Below are 19,765 nucleotides of genomic sequence, written 5' to 3' on the forward strand. Positions count from 1 at the left end.
TGGACAAGGCCGAGCCCCCTCGCCATTGTCGCGGCCCCTCCCGAAACCGGTGCATTTCCGATGGCAACCTCTCCCAACACGCCGCATTTCCTCATCATCGACGCCCGGTTCTACGTCGATCTCGCCGACGAGCTCGTGGCGGGCGCGACGGCCGAGCTGGAGGCGCGCGGTGCGACCTTCGAGCGGATCTCCGTTCCGGGCGTCCTCGAGATCCCGTCGGCGCTCGCCATGGCGATCCTGTCGCAGGAGGACCGGCCGCGCTATGACGGCTACGTGCTGCTCGGCTGCGTCATCCGGGGCGAGACGTCCCATTACGACATCGTGGCGAACGAGTCGGCGCGCGCCGTCATGATGCTCGCCATCGACGAGGCGATCGCCGTCGGAAACGGCATCCTGACCTGCGAGACCGGCGAGCAGGCCTGGGTGCGGGCGCGGGTCGCCGGCAGGAACAAGGGCGGCACGGCCGCCGCGGCCGCGTTCGAGATGGCCTTGCTGCGAAGAAAGTTCGGTCTGACCGATGACTGACGCGCATCCTTCCGGATCGATGCGGCCGGCGAACCAGCGGGGCGCCGCGCGGCTCGCCGCCGTGCAGGCGCTCTATCAGATGGATGTCGGCGGGACGACGCTGCCTGCGGTCGTGGCCGAGTTCGAGGCCCATCGTCTCGGGCGGGAGCTCGAAGGCGAGGAGCTCCGCCCCGCCGATGCCGGCTTCTTCCGCGGCATCGTCGGCGGCGTCGTGGACATGCAGCGCCGCATCGATCCGATCATTCACGGCGCGCTGCCGCCGGACTGGCCTCTGAAGCGCATCGATTTCACGCTCCGGGCGGTCCTGCGCTGCGGCGTCTTCGAGCTCCTCGAGCGGCGCGACATCCCGGCCAAGGTGGTCATCACCGAATATGTCGACGTGGCGCGCGCCTTCTTCGCGGCGGAGGAGCCGGGCCTCGTCAACGCCGTGCTCGATCACGTCGCCCGGGCGCTGCGGCCGGACGAGTTCAAGTCCGCCGCGGCCCGCTGAAGGGGCAGGCCTTGGCGCTCAACGAGCTCGACGTCATCGACCGCTTTCTCAGGCCGCTGGCGGGCGAGGGTGCGTTCGGGCTTTTCGACGATGCGGCCCGGCTCACGCCTTCGCCCGGCACCGAGCTGGTGCTGACCACGGACATGATCGCGGCCGGCATCCATTTCCTGCCCGACGATCCGCCCTTCACGATCGCGCAGAAGGCACTGCGGGTGAACATTTCCGACCTTGCGGCGAAGGGCGCCGACCCGGTCGGCTATCTCATGAGCCTCGCGCTCAGCCCCGATCTCGATTCCGGCTGGCTCGAGGCGTTCTGCCTGGGACTTGCCGCCGACCAGGCTGCATTCGGGATCGACCTTCTCGGCGGCGACACGATCTCGATCCGGCAGGGACCGGTCGTCTCCATCACGGCGATCGGCGCCGTGCCGGCCGGCGGCATGGTGCATCGCTTCGGCGGCCGGCCGGGCGACGTGCTCTTCGTTTCCGGGGCGATCGGCGCGGCGCGGGCGGGGCTCGCGCTGCTCACCGGCGAGCGCGGCCCCTGGGACTCGATCCCGGCCGGAGCGCGTGACGGGCTGGTCGCGCGCTATCGCGTTCCCGAGCCGCGGCTCGGTCTCGCGGAGGCGGTGAGGAGCCATGCCAGCGCGGCCATGGACGTCTCGGACGGCCTTGTCGGCGATTGCGACAAGATGGTGGCTTCGACGGGCTGTTCCGCCCGCCTCGACGGCGACCGGGTGCCGGTCGACGCCGCTCTCGCCGGGCTGGCGGAGGACGACCGGGTCTTCGCCGCGCTCGTGAGCGGCGGCGACGACTACGAGATCCTCGCCGCGGTGCCTCCCGACGCCGTGCCCGCCTTCGTGGCGGCGGCGGGAGAGGCCGGCATCGCCGTCAGCCGGATCGGCGCGCTCGTCGAAGGCGCGGGGCCGGTCACGATCGAGCGGAACGGCCGCATTCTCGACCTGCGCGCGCGGGCCTATGTGCATGGCGGGCAGGGCGAGCGCCACGTGTGATGACCGAAGCCGCAGCCGCCGGATCGGGGTTCGACAATGCGAAGGCGCGGCGGAACGCCGTCGTCCTTGCGGCCGCGCAGGCGATTGCCGGCGCCTCCTCGCCGATCAACATCGCCGTCTCCTCGCTGGCGGGCGCCGCGCTCCTGACCGAGCACAAGGAGCTTGCGACGGCCCCCGTGACCGCCTTCGTCGTCGGGACCGCCTGCGGCACCATTCCGGCTGGGCTCCTGATGCGCCGTTTCGGCCGCCGGATCGGGCTCATGTCGGGGATGCTCTCCGGCGTTGCCGGCGGCCTCATCGCCGCCGCCGCTATGGCGTGGGGCTCCTTTGCTGCGCTCGTCCTCGGCTGCTTCCTGATGGGATCGGCATCCGCCTTCGTCCAGCAGTTCCGCTTCGCCGCCGCCGACGCCGCCACGCCGGCATTCCGGCCGAAGGCGATCTCGTGGGTTCTCGCCGGCGGCATGGTCTCCGCCGTGATAGGCCCGCAGGCCGCCATCCACTTCGGCGGCGCGGTCGGCGCGGCCCCGTTCGCCGGCGCCTATCTGGCCGCGGCCGCTCTCCTTCTTCTCGGGGGCGTCCTCCTCGTGCCGCTCGACGCGCCGCCGCCCTCGGTCCGGCGCGACCGCGCCGTCGGCCGGCCGCTCCGGGAAATCGCGGTGCAGCCGCGCTTCATCCTCGCGGTCGGCTGCGGCATCGTCACCTATGCGATGATGAACCTCGTGATGACGGCCGCGCCGCTCGCGATGGTCTATTGCGGGCACCCGGCGGATGCGGCGGCGCTCGGCATCCAGTGGCACGTGCTCGCCATGTTCGCCCCGAGCTTCGTGACGGGCGGGCTGATCACGCGCTTCGGGGCGGACCGGGTGGTCGCGGCCGGTCTCCTGCTCCTGATCGGCTGCGCGCTCGTCGCGCTCGGCGGCGTCGACCTCATGCACTTCTGGGGTGCGCTCGTCCTCCTCGGGCTCGGCTGGAACCTCGGCTTCATCGGCGCGAGCAGCATGGTCGGCGAGACCTATCATCCCGAGGAGAAGGAGAGGGTGCAGTCCTTCAACGATCTCCTCGTCTTCGGCTTCGTCGCCGTGGCCTCGCTCGTCTCGGGCGGCGTGCTGGTGCGCGGCGGCTGGGACGCCGTGAACATGGTCGTGCTGCCGACCGCGGTCACCTGCCTCGTCGCGCTCGCCTGGTTCAATGTGCACCGCGGCAAGGCGGTCGGCCCCGGGGCCGGTACACCTTGACGTAGATAAAGCTTTCGTCGATACCGCGCCGCGGAATGAGCAGCCGCGAAAGAAGCGGGTTTTGCGAGTCGGCCGTGCACGGCGGCTCGGTTCGGGGGGATAGTCGATGGTGATGCTTTATCTTGTGATCGCCTGCGGAATCCTGTCGCTTGTCTATGCCGGCTGGGCAATCCAGTCCGTTATGGCGGCGGATGCCGGCAACATGCGCATGCAGGAGATCGCGGGGGCGATCCGCGAAGGCGCGACGGCCTATCTCACCCGTCAGTACACGACCATCGCGATCGTCGGCGTCATCGTCTTCATTGCTGCCTGGCTGCTTCTCTCCGCCACGGCCGCGTTCGGTTTCGCGATCGGCGCCATCCTGTCCGGCCTCGCCGGCTTCATCGGCATGCTGGTCTCGGTGCGCGCCAATGTCCGTACCGCCCAGGCGTCGTCGCAGTCGCTCGGCGCCGGCCTCGAGATCGCCTTCAAGTCCGGCGCGATCACGGGCCTCCTCGTCGCGGGCCTCGCGCTCCTCGGCGTCGCGGTCTACTTCGCGGTGCTGACGGCGGGCCTCGGCTACGCCGCCGAGGACCGCACGGTGATCGACGCGCTGGTCGCGCTCGGCTTCGGCGCCTCGCTCATCTCCATCTTCGCCCGTCTCGGCGGCGGCATCTTCACCAAGGGCGCCGATGTCGGCGGCGACCTCGTGGGCAAGGTCGAGGCCGGCATTCCCGAGGACGATCCGCGCAACCCGGCCACGATTGCCGACAATGTCGGCGACAATGTCGGCGACTGCGCGGGCATGGCGGCCGACCTCTTCGAGACCTATGCGGTGACCATCGTCGCCACGATGGTGCTCGCCTCGATCTTCTTCACCGGAGAACAGGCCGTCGAGATGATGCTGTTCCCGCTCCTCATCGGGGCGAGCTGCGTCGTCACCTCGATCATCGGCACCTTCTTCGTGCGCCTCGGCGCGAACAATTCGATCATGGGCGCGCTCTACAAGGGCTTCCTCGCGACCGCGATCCTGTCCGCCGTAGCGCTCGGCATCATCGTCTGGGGCTGGGTCGGCGCCGGGACCGAGTTCACGACCAGCAGCGGGCTCGCCTTCACCGGCCGCTACCTGTTCTATTGCGGCCTGGTCGGGCTGGCGGTGACCGGCCTCATCATCTGGATCACGGAATATTACACGGGCACGGGCTTCCGCCCCGTCAAGTCGATCGCGGCCTCCTCCGTCACCGGCCACGGCACCAACGTCATCCAGGGCCTAGCTGTCTCGCTCGAGGCGACGGCGCTGCCGGCGCTCGTCATCATCGGCGGCATCATCGCGGCCTATTCGCTCGCCGGCCTGTTCGGCATCGCCATCGCGGTCACCACGATGCTTGCCCTTGCCGGCATGGTGGTTGCGCTCGACGCCTTCGGCCCGGTCACCGACAATGCCGGCGGCATCGCCGAGATGAGCGACCTGCCGTCGGAGGTCCGGCACACGACGGACGCCCTCGATGCGGTCGGCAACACCACGAAGGCCGTCACCAAGGGCTATGCGATCGGCTCGGCCGGCCTCGGCGCGCTGGTCCTCTTCGCCGCCTATACCGAGGATCTCCGGTTCTTCTCGGCCAATGCCGCGCCCGGCTCCTTCTTCGAGGGCGTGTCGGTCGATTTCGCGCTCACGAACCCCTATGTCGTCGCCGGGCTGCTCTTCGGCGGTCTGCTGCCCTTCCTCTTCGGCGGCATCGCGATGACGGCGGTCGGGCGCGCGGGCGGCGCCGTCGTGGAGGAGGTCCGCCGCCAGTTCCGCGAGAAGCCGGGCATCATGACCGGCCAGGACAAGCCCGATTACGGGCGCGCCGTCGACATGCTGACGCGCGCGGCGATCCGGGAGATGATCGTTCCCTCGCTGCTGCCGGTGCTCTCGCCCATCGTCTGCTTCTTCGTCGTCTACCTGATCGCCGGCAAGAACGACGGCTTCGCCGCGCTCGGCGCGATGCTGCTCGGCGTCATCGTCACGGGGCTCTTCGTCGCGATCTCCATGACGGCGGGCGGCGGCGCCTGGGACAATGCGAAGAAGTACATCGAGGACGGCAATTACGGCGGCAAGGGCTCCGACGCCCACAAGGCGGCCGTGACGGGCGACACCGTCGGCGATCCGTACAAGGATACCGCCGGCCCCGCCGTCAATCCAATGATCAAGATCACGAACATCGTCGCCCTGCTGCTCCTGGCGGTGCTGGCGCACTGATCCGGATCGCGCCGTAACGCAGACCGGCCCCGCGGAGCGAAGAGCCCCGCGGGGCTTTTGCTTCCGCTCGGCGGGGCTTTTGCTTCCGCTCGGGAGAGGGACGCGGCGGGAGGCGCGGCCGCGGGCCTCAGGCCCGCCGGGCCAGCGCCGCCTCCTGCTGGTGATCGTCCGGCTCGATGGGGAGCTGGGCGAGCGCTTCGGCAAGCGTGCGGTGGGAGGCCACGAACAGCCGCTCGCGGCCCTTCAGCCAGGCCAGCGCCTCACGGCGCGTGGTCGCCTCGCGGATCTTGGTCGCGGCGGTCAGGAGCTCGGGTTCGGGATGGCCGCGATGCGCCGCCGGCGGCTCGCCGACGCGGTCGAAATGCTCGGCGCGCGCGGCCGGGTCGGCAATGATGATCGCGATGCCGTCCTCCGGCAGGTCCGGGAGCCCGGCCTCGATGGCGTCGGCCCGGCGCAGGATGGGGTGCGGCGCGGTCTCCTCCGGCGTGAGGAGCAGGCCCGCATGCGCGAGGTCGGTCCCGATCCGGGCATTGCCGCTCATCCAGGACAGCGGGATCGCGAAGACGAGGCCGAGGATGATGGGCGACAGCCAGCCGATCATCGCCGGGGAGATGAAGGTCGCCAGGATCACGATGCCGACGCCGAACCCGGTGTGCCAGCGGTGGCGGACCATCGGCTCGTACCAGTCGGAGCCGCCTTGGCCCCGGCGCTGCTTCGACCAGCCGGCGTCGTTGCCGGTGAGGATCTCGAACACGTGCCGGCTGTGGACGAGCATCATGATCGGCGCATAGAGCGAGGTCAGCACGATCTCGAGAAGGGTGCTGCCGACGAGCGCGAGGGCGCCGCCGCAGCCGCGCCGAAGTTCGGGCTCGAGAAGGCCGCGGATGAGGCCGAGCATCTTCGGAAAGAACAGCACGCCCATGGTCAGGATGAAGAGCTGGATCATCCGCTCCGAATCGAAGCGCGGCCAGGTCGGGAAGAGCTGGAAGTCCTTCGCGAAATATTCCGGCCTGATGAAGTGGGCCTGGGCGGAGAGCGCGAGGCCCGCGACGATCAGGAGCAGCCAGAGCGGGGAGGCGGCGTAGCTCATGATGCCGGTCGCGAAATGGATGCGGCTCGGCCAGGCCAGGCCGCGCGCGCCGATCACCTTGCTGTGCTGGAGATTGCCCTGGGCCCAGCGGCGGTCGCGGATCGCCACGTCGATCAGCGATGGCGGGCTCTCCTCCCACGACCCGGTGAGCTCGGACGCCATCTCGACCCGCCAGCCGGCGCGGCGGATGAGCGCCGCCTCCACGAAATCGTGGGACAGGATGTGCCCGCCGAAGGGCTTGCGGCCGGGCAGGTCGGGCAGGCCGCACGCGCCGGCGAAGGCGGCCGTGCGGATGATGGCGTTGTGGCCCCAGTAATTGCCGTCGAAGCCCTGCCATGCCGCAAGGCCACGGGCGACGATCGGACCGTGGACGCGGCCGGCGAATTGCTGGAGGCGGGCGAACAGCGTGCGCCCGTTCGCGAGCACCGGGACGGTCTGCAGAATGCCGAGCTTCGGATCGGCCTGCATCGCCTGGACCAGGCAGACCAGCGTCTCCGCGCTCATCAGGCTGTCGGCGTCGAGCACCACCATGTGGTCGTAGCGGCCGCCCCAATGCTCGACGAAATCCTTGACGTTGCCCGCCTTCTTGGCGGTGTTGTGCCAGCGGCGGCGGTACCAGACCGGCATCACGCCGGCCAGGTCGCGGGCGAGGCGGTTGATCGCGAGCGTCTCGCGGACCCAGGCGTCCGGGTTCGTCGAATCGCTGAGCACGACGATCTCGAACGCGCCTCCGGCGCCGACGCGGGCGAGGTCCTCGGCCATGGCCTGCAGGCAGGCCGTCGTCCTGCGCGCATCCTCGTGGTAGATCGGCATGACGAGCGCGGTGCGCGTGGTGAGCGGCGTGCGCGCGCTCGCAAGGGTCCGCATCCGCGGCCCGGCGATCACGCCGGCGAGCGCCGTGGTCGCCGCCAGGGCGATCCAGCTGAAGGTGACGGTGAAGAGCACCGTCATGATCCCTTCCAGGATCGTGATGCCGCCGAGGGACACGACGCGGATCATCTCGTAGAGGCCGAACGCGGTGAGCGCGAAGCCGCCGCCGAAGGTCACGAGCCGTGCCCAGACGACGCGCAGGTCGGTGCCGTCCGGCGGCAGCTGGGCGCACCAGGCCCTCAGATCCTGCGTCGGCATCGCGAGCGGCTCGCGCGCCGGCATGCCCGAACCGGTGACGAGGGGCAGGACGGATTTCTCTGCGCTCATCGCTTTGTCCATCTGTAGAGCCAGGTTTCGCTTGCCGGCTGTCCGTTGGCGGTCAGCCGCAGCCGCAGTTCCGAGAGGGCGGCACTGCCGGGATCGAGCTGGAACGACGCCCGGATGGTGCCGTCCGGCGCGTTCGCCTGGAGGACCGGATGCACGACCTCGCCGGCGGAGGCGTTCACCTCCATCGCGAGCTGGTCGAGCGGCGGCATCTTGGCGCTGCGGAAGTCGACGACGAAGACCCGCCGCTGCTCGTTCGAGGTGAGGCCGGCGCGGGAATCGACGGTCGCGAGAAGCTCGTGCTCGATGTTCTGGCTCCAGCGCATCCGGTACTGGAAGGTCCAGGGCTTCTCGGCGGGAATCGGCTCCGCCGGCCGCCAGAACACGCTGATATTGTCGTGGATCTCCATCTCGACCGGGATCTCGAGGAGCACCACCTGTCCCTTGCCCCAGTCGCCGAGCGGCTCGATCCAGAGGCTCGGCCGGCGCTCGTAGCGGGCCTCGAGATCCTTGAAGTCGTCGAACGAGCGCGTGCGCTGCATGAGCCCGAAACCGCGCGGCGACTGGTCGGCGAATGCGGAGAGCTGCAGCTCGGCCGGGTTGGCGAGCGGCCGCCAGACCCACTCGCCGCGGCCGGTCAGCATCAGCAGGCCGTTCGAATCGTGGACGGAGGGGCGAAAATCGTCGAAAAGGCCGCGGTTCATGGCGTCGAACAGGAACATCGAGCTGAGCGGCGCCAGGCCGATATGGTCGATGTCGACGCGCGGGAAGAGCGTCGCCTGCACGTCCATGACGGTTTCGGCGCCGGGCTGGATGGAGAACCGGTAGGCGCCCGTCGTCGAGGGGCTGTCGAGCAGGGCGTAGACGTTGAGGAGGCGGGTCTCCGGGGCGGGGGTCTCGATCCAGAAATTCGTGAAGACCGGGAATTCCTCTCCCTCGGGGGTCGCCGTGTTGATGGCGAGGCCGCGCGCCGAGATCCCGTAGAGCTGGTTCTGCGCGACGGCCCTGAAATAGGTCGCCCCCTGGAACACGAGGAACTCGTCCCAGACGTCCGGCGTATTGATGGGATAGCGCACGCGGAACCCGGAGAAGCCCAGGTCCGCATCCTCGGGCGGCTGCGGCGAAGCCCCGAAATCGAAAAGATCCTTCGTGTACCGGATGCGGCGGGCCTGGCCGTTCTCCAGGAGCGAGATCGTGACGTGGTCGTTGTAGATGAAGCCGCGGTGGAAGAGGTCGAGCATGAAGGGGCGGCCGCTGCCGGCCCACACGCGCGCTTCGGAGCGGTAGCGGATGTCCCTGTAGCGATCGTAGCTCAGCTTGGCGAGATCGCCGGGGAGGGGGAAATCCGGCTCGGTGTAGTCTTTCGACGCGAGATCCTTCGCCTGCTGGATGAGCCAGTCGGGACTGAACGGCACGGGATCGTCGAGATGGGGCAAAGCGGCCTGGGCAAGGGCATCGGAACGAGCGAAATCCGTCGCGGCGACCGCAATCAGCGCCGGCAAGCCTGAGACGAATGTTCGTCTGTTCATGAAGTCCCTATTCGGTCATGGAGGAGGCGATTTCATTGCCGCCGAAAGATCGCCGCGAGCATGAACAACGAGCAAACACCGGCCCGGTTGCGCGTGCCCGCATTTTGCGCATCTGCGAAGAGGCCATCTGGTGATCGGCGTGAAGCGGGGTGAAATTGGGCGAGTGCCGCGCGCCGCGCAAGAGGGCGATAACACTAAATTTCGCATGGGGATGGCCGGCACGGTCGGCTGCTTGCCGGCGACTTGCTGCAGTGCAACAGGAAAGGTCACGAGATGACGACGAGACGCCTCGACAGGGTCTTCAATCCGCGATCCGTGGCGCTTTTCGGGGCGAGCGACAGGCCCGGTACGGTTGGGAACACTGTCGCGCGCAACCTCCTGCAGGCGGGGTTCTCGGGGGAATTGTTCTTCGTCAATCCGCGCCGGCCCGTGGTGGAGGGCGTGCAATCCGTCGCGGATGGGCGTGAGCTGCCCGCAGGGGTCGATCTCGCGGTCGTCGCGGCTCCCCCCGCCGCGATACCGGAAATCCTGGAAACGGCCGGTTCGAAGGGTACCGAGGCGGCGGTCGTGCTGACGGCGTTCCCGGCCGACGAGGCCGGCAGGTCGCTTCACGCGGCAATGATGGCGGCCGTGCACCGGCACGGAATCCGGCTCGTGGGGCCGAACTGCATCGGCATCCTGTCCCCGCATGTCGGGCTCAATGCGAGCTTCGTCCACCGCAATCCGCTGCCCGGCCGGCTCGCACTGGTGTCGCAGTCGGGCGCCATACTGACGGCGATTCTCGACTGGGCGACCTCTCACGAGATCGGCTTTTCGCATCTTGTCTCGGTCGGGAATATGGCGGACGTCGATGCCGACGATCTGATCGACTATTTCGCGGCCGATCCGAATTGCCGGGCGATCCTCCTCTATCTGGAGGGCATCGTCGATGCCGGGCCGTTCGTCTCCGCCGGCCGCGCCGCCGCGCGGATCAAGCCCGTGGTCGCCATCAAGTCCGCGCGGGCCAAGGCCGGGGCGCAGGCCGCCCACACGCATACGGGCGCGATGGCGGGCTCCGACGCCGTCTACGATGCCGTCTTCGAGCGGGCGGGAATCCTGCGCGTGACGGATCTCGGCGAGCTCTTCGACATGGCCGAGACCCTTACCCATCTCCGGCCGTTCGACGGCGAGCGGCTGGCGATCCTGACGAATGGCGGGGGAGCGGGCATCCTGGCGGTGGACAGCATGGAAGCCGCTGGAGGCGTGCTGGCGACCCTTTCCCCGGAGACGCAGGCGCACCTCGACGCCGCGCTGCCGCCGACCTGGTCGCACGCCAATCCGGTCGACATCATCGGCGATTCCGATCCCGGGCGGTATCGTGTCGCGCTCGAGGGAATTCTCGGCGACGAAGGGGTCGACGCCGTGCTCGTCCTCTACTGCCCGACTTCCGTGACGAAAGGGATCGACGCGGCGCGCGCGGTAATCGAGGTGGTCGAGGCGCATCGCCGCCGCTCGGCCCGCCCGAAGCCCGTGCTCACCGTGTGGCTCGGCTCGGGCTGGGTGCAGGATGCGCGGGACGCGTTCGCCGCCGCTGCCATTCCGACATTCGACACGCCGCGGGCGGCGGTCGAATCCTACCGCCAGATCGTCGCCTATGCGCGGCTCAAGCGCGGCCTCCTCAGCATCCCGCCGCGCGAGGCTACCGCATTCCCCAGAAACAGGAACCTGGTCGCGCAGATCGTCGCGAAGTCGGCGGCGTCGGAGACGGGCTTCATGAAATGGCCCGAGGCGCGGGAGGTGCTCGCCGCCTATGACATCCCGGTCGTCCGCGCCGGCCTCGCCCGCACGCCGGACGAAGCGGCCGCGGTCGCGGCCGGCATCCTGGAAGGCGGCAGGATGTGCGCGATGAAGATCGTCTCGCCGCAGGTCGTGCACAAATCGGATGTGGGCGGCGTCCGCCTCAATATCGCGAGCGTGGAGGAGGCGCGCCAGGCGGCCGCGGCGATGGGCGAGGCGGTCCGCCGCGCCGTGCCCGGGGCCGTGATCGACGGCTTCATGATCGAGGAGATGGTCGAGCGCCGGCATGGGACGGAGCTCATCGTCGGGCTGGCGGACGATCCGACCTTCGGCCCGATTCTCCTTTTCGGCGCCGGCGGAACGGCAGTGGAAGTGATCGCGGACAAGGCCATCGCGCTGCCGCCGCTCGACCGGCAGCTGGCGCTCCAGCTCATGAGCCGCACGCGCATCATCCGGCTCCTGCGCGGCTATCGTGACGTGCCGGCAGCCAACATCGAGGAGATCGCCGCGACGCTCGTCAAGATCTCCCAGCTTGCCATCGACTTTCCGGAGATCAGGGAGCTCGACATCAACCCGCTCGTCGCCGACGAGACGGGGGTCGTCGCCATCGACGCCCGCATGACGGTCAGGCCGGTCTCCGGCGGCGCGCGTGCCGGGATCGCGCGCTTCGCGATCCGGCCCTATCCGGAGGAGCTCTCCGAATCGATGCGGCTCCTCGACGGCACCGACGTGTTCGTCCGGCCGGTGAGGCCGGCGGACGCCTGGCTCTACCAGGATTTCTTCGACCGGCTCGAGCCGGAGGACATAAGGCTGCGGCTGCTATCGGTGCGCCGTCAGTTCACCGAGGAGTTCTTCGCCCGCTTCACGCAGGTGGACTATGCCCGGGAGATCGCCTTCGTCGCCTTCACGCCCGACGAGCAGCACATTCTCGGGGTCTCGCGCCTCGTCCTCGATGCCGATGCCGAGCGGGCCGAATATGCGGTCGTCGTGCGGAGCGACCTGAAGGGCAAGGGCCTCGGCTGGCTCCTCATGCGCAAGCTGATAGACTATGCGAAGAGCGAGGAAATTCCAGAGCTCTACGGGCATGTTCTAAAGGAAAACTCGAACATGCTCCAGATGGCGAGGGAACTCGGGTTCCGCACCGAGACCGATCCCGACGATCCCGCTCTGGTCATGGTGCGGCTCGATCTCCGGTCCTGCGGGGCGGGCGGTCAGTCGTCCTCCGTCTGAGGGTCGGCGACGCTGCTCTCTCCGGTCAGCGTCTGTTCGGCTTCCTCCATGGAAAGCGTCGGGAAGCCCTTGAGCCCGGCGAGCAGCCTGGCGTCGCGGGGAATCTCGACCGGGCTGGCGACATAGGCCGTCAGCAGCTCGGAGAGCGAGCGGAGCGCGTGCATGTGGATGCGCTCGTAGCCGTGGGAGGCGTCGACGCCGAACGTCACGAGGGCGGTGCGGACATCGGCGCCCGATTCGAGGGCGGAGGCCGAATCGGAGCGGTAGTAGCGGAAGATGTCCTTCGAGAAGCGGATGTCCTCGTCCTTGCAGATCTGGGCGAGGTGGCGCGTGAGGTGGTAGTCGAACGGGCCGGTCTGGTCGGCCATCGCGATGGTGACGCCGAACTCCGACGAGTTCTGGCCGGGCGCGCTCGTGCCGTTGTCGACGGTCACCATCGAGGCGATGTCGGGGACGAGCACGGAGGACGCCCCGATGCCGACCTCCTCCGCGATCGTGATGAGCCAGTGCGTATCGACCTCGATCGTGGCCTGCTCGCGCATGAGGGCCTCCATCGCGGCGAACATCACGGCGACCCCGGCCTTGTCGTCGAGATGGCGCGAGACGATGAAGCCGTTGGCGAGGAATTCGGGCTGCGGGTCGATCGCGATCATGTCGCCGGTATCGATCCCGAGCCGCTCCAGGTCGCTCTTCGACCGGGCGAGCGCATCGACCCTCAGCTCGACGAATTCCCATCCCGTCGGCTGCGTATCGACCTTTTCGTTGAAGGTGTGGCCGGAGGCGAGGAGCGGCAATATGGTGCCGCGGTAACTGCCGTGCTCCGAGAAGATCGTGCAGCGCGCGCCCTCGGCGAAGCGCGCCGACCAGTGCCCGACCGGGACGAGCTCCAGCCTGCCGTTCTCCTTCAGCCGCTTCACCTGCGCGCCGAGCGTGTCGACATGCGCCACGATCGCCCGGCCGGGGCCCCTTTGGCGCCCGCGCATGGTCGCGCGGATGGCGCCGCGCCGGGTGAGCTCGAACTGGACGCCGAGGCGCTGCAGCTCCTCGCAGCAGGCGCGCACGATGGTGTCGGTGAAGCCGGTCGGGCTCGGTATCTCGAGGAACGCCGCGAGCTGGTCCCGCAGATAGTCGGTGTCGATGGCGAGACGGGGCATCAGCGGCGCTGGTCGAAGCCGGCGCTGGCCATCCGGGCGGCCTGCGGAATGGCGAGCGGGAAGAGCAGGTCGACGAAGCGCTCCGCGGTCGGCTGCGGCTCGTGGTTGGCGAGGCCGGGCCGCTCGTTCGCCTCGATGAAGACGTAGGCCGGCCCGCGCGGCGAGGTGACGAGGAGGTCGATGCCGACCACGGGGATCTCGATGGCGCGGGCGGCCTTCACCGCTGCCGCCACGAGTTCCGGATGGACCTCGTCGGTCACGTCGTGAATGGTGCCGCCGGTATGGAGGTTGGCAGCCTTCCGGACGGTGATCTCGGTTTCCGGGGGCGGCACGTCGTCGAGGCCGTAGCCGGCGCTCCTGACCGCCCGCTCGGTCTCTTGGTCGAGCGGGATGCGCGATTCCCCGCCGGTCGCCGCCGCGCGCCGCCGGCTCTGGTGCTCGATCAGGGTGCGGACCGTCGAGCGCCCGTCGCCGACGATCCGCGCCGGGCGCCGGATCGCGGCGGCGACCAGCCGGTAGTCGATCACGACGAGGCGGAGATCGAGGCCCTCGACGTAGGATTCGACCACCACGCGGTCCGAAATCGCGCGCGCGGCGGCGACCGCGTCCTCGATCTCCTCCATCGTTTCAAGCCCGACGGCGACGCCGCGGCCCTGCTCGCCGCGGGCCGGCTTCACCACCACCTTGCCGTGCCTCTCGAGGAAGCCGGCGAGATCGTCGCCGCCGCCGGCCTCGACCTGCTCGGGCACCTTTACGCCGGCCCCGGACACGATCCGGCGGGTGACCGCCTTGTCGTCGCAGATCGACATTGCGACCGCCGAGGTGAGGTCGGAAAGGCTCTCGCGGCAGCGGATCGAGCGGCCGCCATAGGTGAGGCGGAAGAAGCCGCCTTCCGGGTCGGTGATCTCGACATGGATGCCCCGCCGCCGTGCCTCGTCGACGATGATCTTCGCATAGGGATTGAGCCCCTCGTCGCGCTCGGGGCCGACGAACAGGCGCTCGTTGATGGGGTTCTTGCGCTTCACCGCGAAGAACGGGACGCGGTGGAAGCCGAGCTTCTCGTAGAGCGCGATGGCGTGCTCGTTGTCGTGGAGGACCGAGAGGTCCATGTAGGCCACGCCGCGTGTCGCGAGCTGTTCGGCGAGGCGGCGGACGAGCGCCTCTCCGATCCCGGGATGGCTCGCCTGCGGATCGACCGCGAGGCACCAGAGCGAGGAACCGCGCTCGCGGTCCCCGAAGGCGTGGGAATGGTCGATCCCGGTCACCGTGCCGATGACCTCGCCGCTCACCGCGTCCTCGGCGACGAGGTAGAGCAGGGAGCGGTTGTCGTGCCGCGTCCAGAAGAATTCGGGCGGCACCGGCACCATGTTGCGCGTCGCGTAGATGCGGTTCACGGCCTCCGCATCGGCCGCCGAGGAAAGCCGCCGCACCGAGAAGCCGCGCCGGGTGCGCCGGCTCGGCCGGTAGGTCGCGAGCTCCAGCCGGTAGGTGTGGGACGGATCGAGGAAGAGGTCCTGCGGGGCGAGGCCGAGAAGGACGTGCGGATCGCGCACGTAGAAGGCGATGTCGCGGCGGTCGACCGCCTCCGCGCGGATCGCCTCGATGAGGGTCTGCGGATCGGAGAAGGTCTGCGCGAAGAGGAGCCGCCCCCAGCCGCAATCGACGATCGCGTTCTCGTCCTGCCGGCGCCCCTCGGCATGGTCCGGGATCGGCGGCTTCAGCCCGCTCGCCCGCATCCGTCGCAGGCGATGTTCGGGAACGGCCCTGCCGGAGCGGGATCGCGTCGGGTCTGTCATGTCGCGGTCAGACCCCCTGCGCCTGCAGCCAGAGCTCGAGGAGGGCGACCTGCCAGAGCTCGGAGCCGCGAAGCGGGGTGATGTGCTCGGTCGGCGCGGCGAAGAGGGTCTCCAGATAGTCGCCGCGAAAGAGCGCGCGTTCGCGCGCGGCCTGGGATCCGAGCGCGTCCCGGACGAGCTCGAGATAGGGCCCCTGGATGTATTTCAGCGCGGGGACGGGGAAGTAGCCCTTCTTCCGGTCGATCACCTCGTTCGGGACGATCATCCGCGCCACGTCCTTCAGGATGCCCTTGCCGCCCTGCGCGAGCTTCAGCTCCGGCGGGACGCGCGCGGCGAGCTCGACCAGCTCGTGGTCGAGGAAGGGCACGCGCGCCTCCAGCCCCCAGGCCATCGTCATGTTGTCGACCCGCTTCACCGGGTCCTCCGCGAGCATGACCTGGCTGTCGAGCCGGAGGGCCCGGTCGACGGCGTCCGCCGCGCCCGCGCCGGCGAAGTGCCCGGCCACGAAGTCGCGGCTGACGTCCTCCTCGACCAGCCAGTCCGGGGAGAGCTGGCGGGCGAGCGTGGCGTGGTCGCGGTCGAAGAAGGCGCCCGCGTAGTCGGCGACCGGGTCGTTCGAGCTGGCGAGCGGCGGATACCAGTGGTAGCCGCCGAAGATCTCGTCCGCGCCCTGGCCCGACTGCACGACCTTCACATGCCTGGAGACCTCCTGGGAGAGCAGGTAGAAGCCGACATTGTCGTAGGAGACCATCGGCTCCGACATCGCCCGGATCGTGCCGGGGAGCGCCGAGAGCAGCCGGTCCGACGGCACGAAGATCTTGTGGTGGTCGGTGCGGAAGCGCTCCGCGATCAGGTCGGAATAGACGAATTCGTCCCCCTTCTCGCCATGCGCCTCCTCGAACCCGACCGAGAAGGTCATGAGCCCGCTCTGGCCACCTTCCGCGAGGAGCCCGACGATCACGCTCGAATCGACGCCGCCGGAGAGGAGCACGCCGACCGCCACGTCGGCGACCATCCGCCGCTCTACGGCCGTGCGCAGCGCGGCGAGGGTCATGTCGCGCCATTCATCGGCCGGGCGGGCGATCTCCTCCGCCGTCCTCTCGTAGGCGACGGACCAATAGAGCCGGTCCTTGGTGCGCCCGTCCGGCTCGACGATGCGGATCGTGGCGGGCGGCAGCTTGCGCACGCCGGCGAGGATCGTGCGCGGCGCCGGCACGACCGCATGGAACGTCATGTAATGGTGGAGCGCGACGCGGTCGATCGCGGTGTCGATTCCGCCCGCGGCGAGGAGGGCGGGGAGCGTGGAGGCGAAGCGCAGCCTCCCGTTCCCCTCCGAATAATAGAGCGGCTTGATGCCGAACCGGTCGCGGGCCATGACGACGCGGCCGGTCTCGCGCTCGTGGAGCACGAAGGCGAACATGCCATGGAAGCGGTCGACGCATTCCGTGCCCCAGGCGTGCCAGGCCTTCAGGATCACCTCGGTGTCGCCGGTGGAGAAGAAGCGGTAGCCCTTCGCCTCGAGCTCGCTGCGGAGCGCCGGATAGTTGTAGATGCAGCCGTTGAACACGCCGGTCAGGCCGAGATGCGGGTCGACCATCGGCTGCTCGGACCTGTTCGACAGATCGATGATCTTGAGGCGCCGGTGGCCGAAGCAGGCCCGCCCGTGGAGGACGAGCCCGGTCCCGTCCGGCCCGCGCGGCGCGAGCGCCTCGCCCATCCTGGCCACGGCGGCCGGATCCGCCTGGCTGCCGTCGAAGGTTATCTCACCGCATAATCCACACATGAAACGCCGGGCCTGCCTCGCTGCTGTTCCGAAGGGGTTGGATGCCGAAGGAGTACCGGACCTGATCCGTCGACGCAAATTCGGTTGCCCGGGCAAATGATGCGCGCCCTCGCTCCGGCAAGTACCCGGGGCGGATCCGGGCCGCGCCCGCCGCGGCCGCGGCGGCGCTCAGGACCGGCGGAAGGCGATCGCCGACCACGTCGGATCGAGCGCGAATTCCGCCTCGGCGGAGTAGCCGAGCGCGGCGAGGTCTTCCCAGCGGTCGGGGTCCCCGGCGAGCTCGCCGGCCGCGGGATAGAACACCCAGACGCGGCCGTCCGCGGCGGCCATCTTGGCGGCGGACGGGGCGCGGGTGCGGACATCCTCGCCGGTCCGGCAGAACACGACGACGAAGTCGAGGCCCGCGGTGGCGGTGGAGATGTACGCCTCGGGCAGGCCGAGATATTGCGGCGCGTGCTCGGGAAGCGCGATCACGGTGCCGCGCATGCCGGGCGCTAGCCCGAGCCTCTCGCAGAGCGCCGCCGCGGAGGCCGCTGGAATGTCCGTCATCGCTCGGTTCAGGCTTCGAGGAACTCCTCCGGGCTGACATAGGCCGCGCCCAGCGACTCGGCCACGGCGCGGTGGGTGATTCGTCCGGCATGGACGTTGAGCCCGCGCCTCAGGTGCGGGTCGTCCTCGAGAGCCCGCCGCCAGCCCTTGTCGGCGATCGCCGTTACGAAGGGCAGGGTGGCGTTGTTGAGCGCCTGGGCGGAGGTGCGCGGCACGCCGCCCGGCATGTTGGTCACGCAATAATGGATGACGTCGTCGACGACATAGGTCGGATCGTCATGAGTGGTCGGCCGCGATGTCTCGAAGCAGCCGCCCTGGTCGATGGCGACGTCGACGACGACGGCGCCCGGCTTCATCTGCCGGATCAGCTCCGCGCTCACGAGCTTCGGCGCCGCCGCGCCGGGCACCAGCACCGCGCCGATGACGAGGTCCGCCTCCCGCACGTGGCGCTCGACGGCGTCGCGGGTCGAGAAGATCGTGTTGAGAGGCCGGCCGAACTGGCGCCAGAGCGCCCGCAGCTGGTCGACGCTGCGGTCGAGGACGATGACGTCGGCGCCCATGCCGAGGCCGATATGGATGGCGTGGGTGCCGACCACGCCGCCGCCGAGGACCACGATCTTCCCCGGATCGACGCCCGGCACGCCGCCGAGCAGCACGCCGAGCCCGCCATGCGCCTTCTCGAGGAAATAGGCGCCGGCCTGGATCGACATCCGGCCCGCCACTTCGGACATCGGGGCGAGCAGCGGCAGGCCGCCAGAGGGCGAGGTCACCGTCTCGTAGGCGATGCAGGTCGCGCCGCTCGCGAGCAGGTCCTCGGCCTGCTCCGGATCCGGCGCGAGATGGAGATAGGTGAAGAGCACCTGGCCAGGCTTCAGGCGCTTGCGCTCGAATGCGAGCGGCTCCTTCACCTTCACGATGAGTTCGGCCGACGAGAAGACCTCCTCGGCCGAGGGGGCGATGGCTGCGCCGGCGGCCTGATAGGCTTCGTCTGTCATGCCGATCCCGGCGCCGGCCCCGGTTTCCACGAGGACCGAATGTCCGTGCGCGGTCAGCTCGCGCACGCTCGCCGGGACGAGCCCCACCCGGTACTCCCGGACCTTGGTCTCCTTCGGAACGCCGACCAGCATCTAACACTCCCTTCAGTGATTCTCCGGAGCATCTTCGGCAGCCGCGCGCGGCGTCGGCAGGCGCATCAGCCGGCCCCCTTGCCGAGCGCCGCCTCGACCTCGTCGAGGCGCGGCGGATCGCAGCCTCTCCGCCCGCATGCGAGGCCGGCCGCCGCCGCGGCGAAGCTTCCGGCCTCCGCCAGCGCCGCGGCCGAGAGCGAGGCGAAGTCCGCCTCGCAGCGTAAGCCGTCCTGATGGAGACGCGCGAGGAGCGCCGCCGTGAAGACGTCGCCGGCCCCGATCGTGTCGACCAGCGATGCGGGCCGGTGCGCGTCAACCCAGGCCTCGGCGGAGCGCGTCATCAGGACCGAGCCTCGCGCGCCGCAGGTGAGCGCCAGGAGGGCGCAGCCGTGGCGGTCGAAGAAGAGGCTCCGCGCAGCGGCGAGGTCGCCCTCCTCGACGATGAAGGCGAGGTCGTCCTCGCTGAGCCTGACGATGGCGGTGCGGTCGAGGAGCAAGGCGAGCCGGTCCCGGAAGTGCCCGGGCTCCCTGATCGCCGCAGCCCGGATGTTCGGGTCGAGCGAGACGAGCGCGCCGCGGTCGGCGGCGGCGAGGGCGAGGTCGACCCAGGTCTCGCCCTCCGGATCGTCGGCGATCGCGAGCGACCCGGTATGGTAGATCGCGGGACGGGCGGGAAGCGCTTCGCTCAGGGCCCTGAAGTCGAGATCGCGGTCGGCCGTGCCGCTCCTGTGGAAGCGGTAGGCGACGTCGCCGTCCGCCCTGCCTTCCGCGACGGCAAGCGCCGTCGGCCGCTCGCTCGGCTGCCGCAGGAGGCAGACCGCGCCGTCCGCCTCGAGCCGATCCCGCAGGAGCGATCCGAAGCGGTCCGTCGAGAGCGGTCCGAGATAGCCGGCCGGGGCGCCGAGGCGGGCGAGCGCGAGCGCCGTGTTCCAGGGCGAGCCGCCCGGAACCGCCTCGTAGAGCACGCGCCCGGGGCTGGTCGCCTGCTCGACGAGATCGATGAGGCTTTCGCCGGCGCTGACGATCATCTGTCCCTCGCGGGCGGCTTTCGGTCGC

The 19,765-nt window shown here is 69.7% G+C and carries 14 protein-coding genes; 6 read left to right on the plus strand and 8 right to left on the minus strand.

Annotated elements, in window-relative coordinates:
* Positions 1–60: 60 nt before the first annotated feature.
* The 5 genes from ribH (at position 61) to E4O86_RS03080 (ending at position 5,481) form a co-directional block, all read left to right on the plus strand.
* Positions 61–525, plus strand: coding sequence for a 6,7-dimethyl-8-ribityllumazine synthase (ribH, locus tag E4O86_RS03060; protein ID WP_161139046.1), 465 nt, complete (start codon positions 61–63; stop codon positions 523–525).
* Positions 518–1,015, plus strand: coding sequence for a transcription antitermination factor NusB (nusB, locus tag E4O86_RS03065; protein WP_161139047.1), 498 nt, complete (start codon positions 518–520; stop codon positions 1,013–1,015). Before ribH ends, nusB begins: the two co-directional genes overlap by 8 nt.
* 11 nt (positions 1,016–1,026) lie before the next feature.
* Entirely contained in the window at positions 1,027–2,025 is a 999-nt protein-coding gene (gene thiL / locus E4O86_RS03070) for a thiamine-phosphate kinase (RefSeq protein ID WP_205520659.1), read from the plus strand.
* Entirely contained in the window at positions 2,025–3,260 is a 1,236-nt protein-coding gene (locus E4O86_RS03075; protein WP_161139048.1) for an MFS transporter, read from the plus strand. Before thiL ends, E4O86_RS03075 begins: the two co-directional genes overlap by 1 nt.
* A gap of 106 nt (positions 3,261–3,366) precedes the next feature.
* Positions 3,367–5,481, plus strand: coding sequence for a sodium-translocating pyrophosphatase (locus E4O86_RS03080; protein WP_161139049.1), 2,115 nt, complete (start codon positions 3,367–3,369; stop codon positions 5,479–5,481).
* Positions 5,482–5,608: 127 nt separating this feature from the next.
* On the opposite strand, the gene mdoH is transcribed toward E4O86_RS03080, so the two are convergent.
* On the minus strand, positions 5,609–7,768 hold the full coding sequence (mdoH, locus tag E4O86_RS03085) for a glucans biosynthesis glucosyltransferase MdoH (RefSeq protein ID WP_161139050.1): 2,160 nt from the start codon (positions 7,766–7,768) through the stop codon (positions 5,609–5,611).
* Positions 7,765–9,294, minus strand: coding sequence for an OpgD/OpgG family glucan biosynthesis protein (locus E4O86_RS03090; protein ID WP_161139051.1), 1,530 nt, complete (start codon positions 9,292–9,294; stop codon positions 7,765–7,767). Before E4O86_RS03090 ends, mdoH begins: the two co-directional genes overlap by 4 nt.
* A 273-nt stretch (positions 9,295–9,567) precedes the next feature.
* Between E4O86_RS03090 and E4O86_RS03095 the strand changes: the two genes are divergently transcribed.
* Positions 9,568–12,300, plus strand: coding sequence for a bifunctional acetate--CoA ligase family protein/GNAT family N-acetyltransferase (locus E4O86_RS03095; RefSeq protein WP_161139052.1), 2,733 nt, complete (start codon positions 9,568–9,570; stop codon positions 12,298–12,300).
* Here the strand turns inward: E4O86_RS03095 and E4O86_RS03100 are convergent.
* The 6 genes from E4O86_RS03100 to E4O86_RS03125 all read right to left on the minus strand — a co-directional run bounded on the left by E4O86_RS03100 (position 12,282) and on the right by E4O86_RS03125 (position 19,737).
* On the minus strand, positions 12,282–13,454 hold the full coding sequence (locus tag E4O86_RS03100) for an osmoprotectant NAGGN system M42 family peptidase (protein ID WP_161139053.1): 1,173 nt from the start codon (positions 13,452–13,454) through the stop codon (positions 12,282–12,284). The two genes, E4O86_RS03095 and E4O86_RS03100, sit on opposite strands and share 19 nt — an antisense overlap.
* Positions 13,454–15,250: an N-acetylglutaminylglutamine synthetase gene (gene ngg, locus E4O86_RS03105; protein ID WP_161139054.1), complete on the minus strand. Its 1,797-nt coding sequence runs from the start codon at positions 15,248–15,250 to the stop codon at positions 13,454–13,456. Before ngg ends, E4O86_RS03100 begins: the two co-directional genes overlap by 1 nt.
* Positions 15,251–15,257: 7 nt before the next feature.
* On the minus strand, positions 15,258–17,033 hold the full coding sequence (locus E4O86_RS03110) for an N-acetylglutaminylglutamine amidotransferase (protein WP_161139055.1): 1,776 nt from the start codon (positions 17,031–17,033) through the stop codon (positions 15,258–15,260).
* A 168-nt stretch (positions 17,034–17,201) separates the two neighbouring features.
* Positions 17,202–17,582 carry a hypothetical protein gene (locus tag E4O86_RS03115; RefSeq protein WP_161139056.1) on the minus strand — a complete coding sequence of 127 codons (381 nt, stop codon included), beginning with the start codon at positions 17,580–17,582 and terminating at the stop codon, positions 17,202–17,204.
* 8 nt (positions 17,583–17,590) lie between these two features.
* The gene (gene ald / locus E4O86_RS03120; RefSeq protein WP_161139057.1) at positions 17,591–18,709 is read right to left on the minus strand and encodes an alanine dehydrogenase; all 1,119 of its coding nucleotides are present in this window, start codon (positions 18,707–18,709) and stop codon (positions 17,591–17,593) included.
* A gap of 65 nt (positions 18,710–18,774) precedes the next feature.
* Entirely contained in the window at positions 18,775–19,737 is a 963-nt protein-coding gene (locus E4O86_RS03125; RefSeq protein WP_161139058.1) for a PfkB family carbohydrate kinase, read from the minus strand.
* Positions 19,738–19,765: the final 28 nt, after the last annotated feature.

The sequence above is a fragment of the Propylenella binzhouense genome (assembly GCF_009866965.1).
Taxonomy (GTDB): Bacteria; Pseudomonadota; Alphaproteobacteria; order Rhizobiales; family Afifellaceae; genus Propylenella; species Propylenella binzhouense.